The 8,745-nt window shown below is 43.5% G+C and carries 11 protein-coding genes; all 11 read left to right on the forward strand.

What is annotated here, in order from left to right; all coding sequences use genetic code 11:
* The first annotated feature begins 53 nt into the window (after nucleotides 1–53).
* The 11 genes from D8886_RS11230 to D8886_RS11280 all read left to right on the forward strand — a co-directional run bounded on the left by D8886_RS11230 (nucleotide 54) and on the right by D8886_RS11280 (nucleotide 8,705).
* Nucleotides 54–455 (forward strand): Spx/MgsR family RNA polymerase-binding regulatory protein, encoded by a 402-nt coding sequence (locus tag D8886_RS11230; protein ID WP_125435728.1) that lies wholly within the window; start codon nucleotides 54–56, stop codon nucleotides 453–455.
* Nucleotides 456–457: 2 nt separating this feature from the next.
* The gene (locus D8886_RS11235; protein ID WP_002897770.1) at nucleotides 458–736 is read left to right on the forward strand and encodes a UPF0223 family protein; all 279 of its coding nucleotides are present in this window, start codon (nucleotides 458–460) and stop codon (nucleotides 734–736) included.
* Nucleotides 726–1,496, forward strand: a complete 771-nt coding sequence (locus D8886_RS11240; protein WP_185761302.1) for an inositol monophosphatase family protein — start codon at nucleotides 726–728, stop codon at nucleotides 1,494–1,496. Before D8886_RS11235 ends, D8886_RS11240 begins: the two co-directional genes overlap by 11 nt.
* A complete protein-coding gene (locus D8886_RS11245) occupies nucleotides 1,497–2,801 on the forward strand; it encodes an RsmF rRNA methyltransferase first C-terminal domain-containing protein (RefSeq protein WP_125435730.1) in 1,305 nt (434 codons plus the stop codon).
* 130 nt (nucleotides 2,802–2,931) lie between these two features.
* Nucleotides 2,932–3,813 carry a phosphate ABC transporter substrate-binding protein PstS family protein gene (locus tag D8886_RS11250; protein ID WP_125435732.1) on the forward strand — a complete coding sequence of 294 codons (882 nt, stop codon included), beginning with the start codon at nucleotides 2,932–2,934 and terminating at the stop codon, nucleotides 3,811–3,813.
* Nucleotides 3,810–4,727, forward strand: a complete 918-nt coding sequence (gene pstC / locus D8886_RS11255; protein WP_125435734.1) for a phosphate ABC transporter permease subunit PstC — start codon at nucleotides 3,810–3,812, stop codon at nucleotides 4,725–4,727. The genes D8886_RS11250 and pstC overlap by 4 nt, the downstream gene beginning before the upstream one ends.
* Nucleotides 4,717–5,601 (forward strand): phosphate ABC transporter permease PstA, encoded by an 885-nt coding sequence (gene pstA / locus D8886_RS11260; RefSeq protein WP_002895770.1) that lies wholly within the window; start codon nucleotides 4,717–4,719, stop codon nucleotides 5,599–5,601. Before pstC ends, pstA begins: the two co-directional genes overlap by 11 nt.
* A 10-nt stretch (nucleotides 5,602–5,611) precedes the next feature.
* Nucleotides 5,612–6,415, forward strand: coding sequence for a phosphate ABC transporter ATP-binding protein PstB (gene pstB, locus D8886_RS11265; protein ID WP_002895769.1), 804 nt, complete (start codon nucleotides 5,612–5,614; stop codon nucleotides 6,413–6,415).
* Nucleotides 6,416–6,490: 75 nt separating this feature from the next.
* Entirely contained in the window at nucleotides 6,491–7,249 is a 759-nt protein-coding gene (gene pstB, locus D8886_RS11270; protein WP_125435736.1) for a phosphate ABC transporter ATP-binding protein PstB, read from the forward strand.
* A gap of 14 nt (nucleotides 7,250–7,263) precedes the next feature.
* Nucleotides 7,264–7,917 (forward strand): phosphate signaling complex protein PhoU, encoded by a 654-nt coding sequence (phoU, locus tag D8886_RS11275; protein ID WP_002919209.1) that lies wholly within the window; start codon nucleotides 7,264–7,266, stop codon nucleotides 7,915–7,917.
* 158 nt (nucleotides 7,918–8,075) lie between these two features.
* Complete coding sequence (locus tag D8886_RS11280) at nucleotides 8,076–8,705, forward strand: hypothetical protein (protein WP_125435738.1); 630 nt, start codon at nucleotides 8,076–8,078, stop codon at nucleotides 8,703–8,705.
* The last annotated feature ends 40 nt before the right edge of the window (nucleotides 8,706–8,745 follow it).

Genomic DNA, 8,745 nt, shown 5'->3' on the forward strand with positions numbered 1-8,745 from the left:
ATAAAATTTAGTATAATAGAGGTAGTTATTATACAGAATTAGAAGAGAAACGCATGATTACATTATTTTTATCGCCGAGTTGTACTTCTTGCCGTAAGGCGCGTGCTTGGCTGCTAAATCATGAAGTGCCCTTTCAGGAACATAATATCATGACGAGCCCTCTGTCAGCTCCCGAATTGCAACACATTCTTTCTCTGACAGAGAACGGTACAGACGACATTATTTCAACTCGCTCAAAAATTTTTCAGAAATTAGATTTGGATGTGGAGGATTTGTCTATTTCAACTTTGATTCAGTTGATTGAGGATAATCCCAGTCTTTTGCGACGCCCAATTATTTTAGACGGCAAAAGGATGCAAATCGGCTTTAACGAGGATGAAATTCGTGCTTTCCTGCCTCGTAGTTATCGTAAGGAAGAGTTAAGATCCGCAACTATGCGGGCAGATATTCAGTAAAGATGAACAAAAATTATAGTTACCCACTAGATTTATCGTGGAGCACTGAAGAGCTTGCTTCGGTGCTCTCTTTTTTTAATGATGTAGAAGCAGCTTATGAACAGAAAGTCCAAGCGGAAAAGCTCTTGAAGTCCTATGCGGCTTTCAAGCAAGTTGTTCCGAGCAAGGGCCAAGAGAAGCGAATCGGCCGAGAGTTTGAAAACGTCAGCGGTTATTCGCTTTATCGTGCTGTTCAAGAGGCAAAAAGTAAAGGTAAAGGAAGCATTTCTCTTGGAAAATAAATTTCATTTTGCTAAAGAAATCATCTACCAAGCTGGTGCTTTTTTGAGAGAACATCTCTATGATGATTTGGATGTGAGTCAAAAGACCAGTGCCACTGACTTGGTCACCCAGATGGACCGGAGGGTTCAGGATGATTTGGTGGCTAAGATTCTAGCCCGCTATCCGCAGGATGCTATTTTAGCGGAGGAAAATGGACTCCGACATAATATTGCTGATGGCAATGTCTGGGTGATTGATCCGATAGACGGGACTACCAACTTTATCACTCAGAAGGCTGATTTTGCCGTTATGATTGCCTATTTTGAAAAGGGTGTTGGCCGTTTTGGCTTGATCTATGATGTGACCAGAGACCAGCTCTATCACGGTGGCGGAGACTTTGATGTCTATTGTAACGACCGAAAACTTCCTGCTTTTGAGGACCGGCCTTTTCAAGATTTTCTCATGGCTTCTAATGCCGGTATGCTGCAAGCCAATGATTGGGGCTTGGCAGACTTGGCTCGAGAGTGTTTAGGGGTTCGGGTTTATGGCAGTGCTGGGATTAGCTTTAGCAAGGTGCTGTCTGGCGGTCTCTTGGCTTATTTTTCCTACAACTGGCCTTGGGATTATGCGGCGGCTTCGATTATGGCGGAGAAGCTAGGCTTTATCGTCCAGACCTTGGATGGCAGTCAGCTAAATTTCCAGACTCGGCAGCCTGTCATGATGGCGCCTAAGTGCAAACTATCGGCTCTGACGCCTTATTTAGAAAAGGGGAAGCAGTAGATGGACTTTCCTAAAGGTTTTAAAGAAAAATATGAGCAGATTTTAGGCGCAGAAGCGAAGGATTTTTTTGCGACCTTTGACGAGGAGCCGATTTCGGCCTTTCGCAGCAATCCTCTAAAAGAAGGCCAGCAGAATTTCTCAGATGCCATTCCTCAGACAGACTGGGGCTTTTATGGCAAGGTGTCTGGCAAGTCTGCTGAGCATGTGACTGGTCTGGTTTATTCGCAGGAGCCAGCAGCTCAAATGGTAGCCCAGATAGCAGCGCCATCTAAGGGGATGAAGGTCCTAGATTTAGCTGCAGCACCAGGTGGCAAGTCAACTCATCTTTTATCTTTTTTAGATAATACGGGCCTGCTGGTCTCCAATGAAATCAACAGTAAACGCTCTAAAATCTTAGTGGAGAACATTGAGCGCTATGGTGCTAGAAATGTGGTGGTCACCAATGAATCTGCTGACCGTCTGGCTCAGGTTTTCGAGGGTTATTTTGATTTGATTGTTTTAGATGCACCTTGCTCAGGCGAGGGCATGTTTCGTAAACAGCCGGATGCTACCCAGTATTGGACTCTGGATTATCCAACCCAGTGCGCCCAGCTCCAGTGGGAGATTTTAACAGCTGCTATGAGCATGCTTGCCAAGGACGGTCGCTTGGTTTATTCGACCTGTACTTGGGCTCCTGAGGAAAATGAAGATATAGTTGCTTGGTTACTTGAAGAATTTCCACTTGAACTGATTGATATTCCTAAAATAAACGGGATAACTGAAGGAATTGGCTTTCCTGAGACAGCTCGGATGTATCCGCATCGCTTCAAAGGTGAAGGTCAGTTTGCAGCCCATTTTCGCTTTACTGGTGAGAATAGCTGCAAGAAGATTAAACCAGGTAAGAATCGTTTGACGAGCGAGCAAAGAAAGCTCTGGCAGGACTTTGAGAGAAAGCATCTAAAAACAGTCTTGACTGGAGAATTGCAGACCTTTGGGGAGAATCTCTATTTATTGCCCGCTGGACTGCCAGACCTTTCCAAGCTAAAGATTGCCCGTAACGGTTTGCATCTAGGAACGTTTAAGAAAAATCGCTTTGAGCCTAGCTTTGCCCTAGGCTTGGCTATGAAGCCAAGCGAGGTTTTGAAGCAGGTTGAAATCAATGAACAGGACTTCATGAAATATGCAGCAGGTGAGACGATTGAACTGGCTGAACCACAGCCGAACGGCTGGTACCAACTAGTCCTTGGCGGGAACGGTCTGGGCTTTGCAAAAGTGACTGGAAAAACCCTGAAAAATTATTTTCCAAAAGGCCTGAGATTTAGATAAAATATTAGGAAAAGCTGGTATTATATGATATAGTTGAAGATGTGAATGTATTGAAAAAAGCTTCTTTTTGCTAAGTAAGAAATACTAAAGATACTTCCCATCCTCTTGATTTTATTAAAGGAGAAATCTTTTGAACAAATTGAAAAAATTTGCTTTAGCGCTGACAGCTCTGGGCTTAGGACTCACCTTATCAGCTTGCTCATCTTGGATTGACCGTGGTGAATCCATGACAGCAGTAGGGTCAACTGCTCTGCAGCCCTTAGTTGAAGCGGCGGCTGATGACTTTGGCTCCAACAACATCGGTAAAACAGTCAATGTTCAAGGTGGTGGATCTGGTACAGGTCTGTCTCAAGTGCAATCAGGAGCTGTTGAAATCGGGAACTCTGATGTTTTTGCTGAAGAGAAGGAAGGGATCAAAGCGTCTGACTTGGTGGATCATAAGGTCGCTGTGGCCGGTATTGCTGTGATTGTCAATAAAGAAGTTGACGTGGATAACCTAACCTCCGAGCAGCTGCAGAAAATTTTCACTGGTGAAATCACCAACTGGAAAGAGCTGGGCGGTAAAGACTTGGAGATTTCGATTATCAATCGTGCGGCTAGCTCTGGATCCCGCGCAACCTTTGACAGTGTCATTATGGAGGGGAAATCAGCTGTGCAGAGTCAAGAGCAGGATTCCAACGGTATGGTCAAAAATATCGTTTCGCAAACTCCTGGTGCGATTTCTTACCTGGCCTTTGCCTATGTTGACGAGTCTGTTAAAACCTTGAAACTTAATAACTACGAGCCAACAGCAGAAAATGTTGCTACCAATAATTGGTCGCTCTGGTCTTATGAGCATATGTATACACTAGGCAAGCCGACTGGTCTGGCTGCTGAATTTCTGGAATACATGCTGTCAGACGATGTTCAAAAAGGCGTTGTTACTAGCATGGGATATATCTCAATCAATGATATGAAAGTCAGCAAGGACGCTGATGGGAATGTCACAGCAATAGAAGGAGATTCAAAATGAAAAATGAGGAATTAACCAAAAAGTTGTTATCGCCTTCTAAGAATTCTCGCTTGGAGAAGTTTGGCCGCTATCTGACTTTTGCTTGTCTGTCACTGATTGTGGTGATTGTGGCTATGATTCTAATCTTCGTTGCTCAGAAAGGTCTATCTACTTTCTTTGTCAACGGCGTTAATGTTTTTGATTTTCTTTTTGGTGGCATCTGGAATCCTTCCGGTAAGGAATTCGGTGCCCTGCCAATGATTTTAGGCTCCTTTATCGTTACCATTCTGTCAGCCCTGATAGCAACTCCCTTTGCGATTGGTGCAGCTGTCTTTATGACAGAGGTGTCTCCAAAAGGAGCAAAGATACTGCAACCGGCGATTGAACTTTTAGTTGGGATTCCGTCTGTTGTTTATGGATTTATCGGTCTGCAAATCGTGGTTCCTTTTGTTCGTACAGTTTTTGGCGGTACTGGTTTTGGGATTTTGTCTGGTATTTTTGTGCTCTTTGTCATGATTTTGCCGACAGTAACCTTTATGACGACAGACAGTCTGCGGGCTGTACCACGCCACTACCGTGAAGCTAGTCTGGCTATGGGAGCTACGCGCTGGCAGACTATTTGGCGGGTAACACTCAAGGCTGCTCGCTCAGGTATTTTTACAGCTGTGGTCTTTGGGATGGCGCGCGCCTTCGGTGAAGCCCTAGCTATCCAGATGGTTGTTGGGAACTCTGCGGTGATTCCAACCTCTTTGACAACACCAGCAGCTACACTGACCTCTGTCTTGACTATGGGAATTGGAAATACCGTTATGGGAACAGTGGATAATAATGTTCTCTGGTCTCTGGCTCTGGTGCTCTTGATGATGAGCTTAGCCTTTAACAGTGTGATTAAACTAATTACAAAAGAAAGAGGTAAGAAAAACTATGCACGCTAAGAAATTAGATAAATTGGCGACTGGTGTTCTCTACACAATAGCCAGTATCATTGTTGCCATACTTGCCTCTCTTATCCTCTATATCTTAGTTAGAGGCCTGCCGCATGTTTCCTGGTCTTTCTTGACAGGGAAATCCTCTTCTTACCAAGCTGGCGGTGGTATTGGGATTCAGCTATACAATTCCTTCTTCCTGCTGGTAATTACTCTGATTATCTCTGTGCCTCTTTCTATGGGGGCTGGGGTTTATCTGTCAGAGTATGCTAAGAAAGGTCCAGTGACCAACTTTGTCCGTACCTGTATTGAAATTCTGTCTTCACTGCCTTCGGTAGTAGTCGGGCTCTTTGGTTATTTGATCTTTGTTGTCCAGTTTGAGTATGGCTTCTCAATCATTTCTGGCGCCTTGGCCCTGACAGTCTTTAATCTGCCTCAGATGACGCGGAACGTCGAAGATAGTCTTCGCCATGTCCACCACACCCAACGTGAAGCTGGTTTGGCCTTGGGAATTTCCCGCTGGGAAACGGTCCTGCATGTGGTCATCCCAGAAGCTTTGCCTAGTATTGTGACAGGGATTGTACTGGCTTCCGGCCGTATCTTTGGTGAGGCTGCAGCCTTGATTTATACAGCAGGCCAGTCAGCTCCGGCTCTGGACTGGTCCAACTGGAATATTTTCAGCGTCACTAGTCCTATCTCTATCTTCCGTCAGGCTGAAACCTTGGCTGTCCATATCTGGAAGGTCAACAGTGAAGGAACTATTCCTGATGGCACAGCTGTTTCTGCAGGTTCAGCAGCGGTTCTCCTAATCTTCATTTTGATTTTTAATCTGGGAGCCCGCAAACTGGGCAGCTATCTACATAAGAAATTAACCTCTGCTTAAAGGAGAAGAAATGACAGAATATAATTGGAATGAAAAACATATCATTACTTTTCCTGAAGAAAAGGTAGCCCTGTCGACCAAGGATTTGCATGTTTACTACGGTAAAAAGGAATCCATCAAGGGCATTGATATGCAGTTTGAAAAAAATAAAATCACTGCTTTGATTGGCCCCTCTGGATCAGGTAAATCAACCTATCTTCGCAGCCTCAACCGCATGAACGATACCATTGATATTGCCAATGTGACTGGAGAGATTCTCTATGAGGGGATTGATGTCAATCGCCCTGAAATCAATGTTTATGAAATGCGCAAGCATATCGGCATGGTTTTCCAGAGACCAAATCCTTTTGCCAAGTCCATCTATCGAAATATCACCTTTGCTCATGAACGGGCTGGTGTCAGAGATAGAAAGGTTTTGGATGAGATTGTGGAGACCTCGCTTAAGCAAGCAGCTCTTTGGGATCAGGTCAAAGATGACTTGCACAAGTCAGCCCTAACTCTCTCTGGCGGTCAGCAGCAGCGGCTCTGCATTGCTCGTGCTATCTCGGTCAAGCCAAACATTCTGCTCATGGATGAGCCAGCGTCAGCCTTGGATCCGATTGCGACCATGCAGCTGGAAGAAACCATGTTCGAACTTAAGAATAACTATACCATTATCATTGTGACTCACAATATGCAGCAGGCTGCCCGTGCTAGTGACTACACTGGATTCTTCTATCTGGGCGACTTGATTGAGTACGATAAGACGGCCAATATTTTCCAAAATGCCAAGCTTCAGTCCACTAATGACTACGTTTCAGGCCACTTTGGTTAAGCTGCTGTCTGTATTCATCACAATTCAATAAGCTTAGTCTTGGGTTGAATGTAAAATAAAATGAAGGAAAAAAGTATGACAGAACCTATTTTGCAAGTCAAGGACTTGTCGGTTTATTATAATAAAAAGAAAGCCCTTAATAGCGTTTCACTTGATTTCATGCAAAATGAGATTACAGCTTTGATTGGACCGTCAGGCTCAGGTAAGTCAACCTTGCTCAAGGCCATCAACCGAATGGGGGACCTGAATCCAGAAGTAACGACCACAGGAACGGTCATTTATAACGGTCACAATATCTATAGTCCGAGGACAGATACGGTAGAGCTTCGCAAGGAAATCGGAATGGTTTTCCAGCAGCCTAATCCCTTTCCTATGACCATTTATGAAAATGTGGTATATGGACTTCGGATTAATGGTGTCAAGGATAAGGCTGTTTTGGACGAAGCAGTTGAGCGCTCCCTAATTGGTGCTTCTATCTGGGATGAGGTCAAGGACCGTCTGAATGATTCCGCTATAGGTCTTTCCGGTGGTCAGCAGCAACGGGTCTGCGTAGCCCGCGTGCTAGCTACTAGCCCTAAGATTATTCTTTTGGACGAGCCAACTTCAGCCTTGGACCCAATCTCAGCTGGAAAAATCGAGGAAACCCTCTACAGTTTGAAAGACAAATATACCATGCTTTTGGTCACTCGCTCCATGCAGCAGGCTTCTCGGATTTCTGAAAAGACCGGCTTCTTCCTTGGCGGAGACTTGATTGAATTTAATGAAACCAAGAAGATGTTCCTCAATCCAGCCCACAAAGAGACCGAAGACTACATTACTGGTAAATTTGGATAACAGAAAGGAATCTTATGCTTAGAGTACAATTTGAAGAAGATTTAGAAAAACTTCATAATCAATTCTATGCGATGGGAAATGAAGTCCTATCGCAGATTAACCGAACGGTGCGTGCCTTTGTCACGCATGACCGTGAACTGGCTCGTCAGGTCATTGAAGACGATGCTGAAGTCAATGACTACGAGGTCAAACTGGAGAAAAAATCTCTGGAAATCATCGCTTTGCAGCAACCTGTGTCTCAGGACTTGCGGACCGTTATCACCGTGCTGAAAGCCAGCAGTGACTTGGAACGCATGGGCGACCACGCCGTATCGATCGCCAAAGCTACTGTTCGGATGAAGGGAGAGGTTCGCATCGAGTCCGTAGAGGATGCCATCAGCAAGATGGGGCGTGATGTTAAGAATTTCGTCGAAGAAACCCTAAACGTCTACCTCAATGGAAATGTAGACCAAGCTTATGCTGTAGCAGCACTAGATGAGAAAATCAACCAATACTTTGATGATATTCGCGATCTTGCTACAGAGGAAATCAAACAAAATCCTGAGCTGATTGTAACAGGCCGCGACTATTTCCAAGTTATCTCTTACTTGGAACGAATCGGCGACTATGCCAAGAATATTTGTGAATGGGTTGTTTACTTTGAAACAGGTAAAATTATTGAGTTGTGATGATAAAAAAGGTACGATTTATTTCGTGTCTTTTTTGTATAATCTCAAGTATGGTTAGCATTCTGTTTTTTGTTTTAACTTACAACCAACTATGTTATACTACGAGTGTAGATTCAAAAAATATATATTTTTATATTAGTACATAATGGAGAATGTTTATGAAGAAAAAGATCATTTTCGCCTTGGCAGTTCTGATGCTTCTCATTCCAGGTGGAATCTTTGGTATGACAAAGTGGATTGAACACAAAAACTCACCCTATAATGTTAGTGATGTTTTAGACGATAAAGGAGTAAAACTTTACAAACGAGGATTTCGTTTGTTGGAAGAACAACTGGCGACTTACATTAAAGAACACTATTCAGGAGTTAGTAAAATAGAGTTTTCACCAATTTTTGTTCAAGGTGGGGATGGGCAGAGCATGTTTCGTGCAACAATTGTACCTGTCATTTATGACAATCATGGTAACAAGGCTTATTTGGGACGTTCTGTTGGAGAAGAAGATTTTGGGCGTTTTACAAGTAGTGGAAGTATTCAACTTAACTTTGATGCGCACGATAATGAAATTATTGAAATAAAGTCGGATGACGGCTATTTCAATATCTCAAATAGTGAGAAATTGCCTGAAAAAGCAAAATTATCAACAAGCAAACGAATTGATAATAATATATCAGCTTTGATTAAAGCTGGACATATAAAGGATATAGAAAAGAATGAAAACGGAAGCCCTAATGCTAAAGTGAAATTTAATACTCAAATTAGAAAAGGAGATCATTTCAAATGGCGTTGATAGAATGGCATTGAAGGAGTCAAGGCGATAGTATTAAATC

It is taken from the genome of Streptococcus sanguinis (genome assembly GCF_003943655.1).
Taxonomy (GTDB): Bacteria; Bacillota; Bacilli; order Lactobacillales; family Streptococcaceae; genus Streptococcus; species Streptococcus sanguinis_F.

Coding starts and splice junctions, on each gene's coding strand:
- pstA (WP_002895770.1), top strand. CDS start 4,717: ATGCACGCTAAGAAATTAGATAAATTGGCGACTGGTGTTCTCTACACA.
- pstB (WP_002895769.1), top strand. CDS start 5,612: ATGACAGAATATAATTGGAATGAAAAACATATCATTACTTTTCCTGAA.
- D8886_RS11235 (WP_002897770.1), top strand. CDS start 458: ATGAACAAAAATTATAGTTACCCACTAGATTTATCGTGGAGCACTGAA.
- pstB (WP_125435736.1), top strand. CDS start 6,491: ATGACAGAACCTATTTTGCAAGTCAAGGACTTGTCGGTTTATTATAAT.
- pstC (WP_125435734.1), top strand. CDS start 3,810: ATGAAAAATGAGGAATTAACCAAAAAGTTGTTATCGCCTTCTAAGAAT.
- D8886_RS11280 (WP_125435738.1), top strand. CDS start 8,076: ATGAAGAAAAAGATCATTTTCGCCTTGGCAGTTCTGATGCTTCTCATT.
- D8886_RS11245 (WP_125435730.1), top strand. CDS start 1,497: ATGGACTTTCCTAAAGGTTTTAAAGAAAAATATGAGCAGATTTTAGGC.
- D8886_RS11230 (WP_125435728.1), top strand. CDS start 54: ATGATTACATTATTTTTATCGCCGAGTTGTACTTCTTGCCGTAAGGCG.
- phoU (WP_002919209.1), top strand. CDS start 7,264: ATGCTTAGAGTACAATTTGAAGAAGATTTAGAAAAACTTCATAATCAA.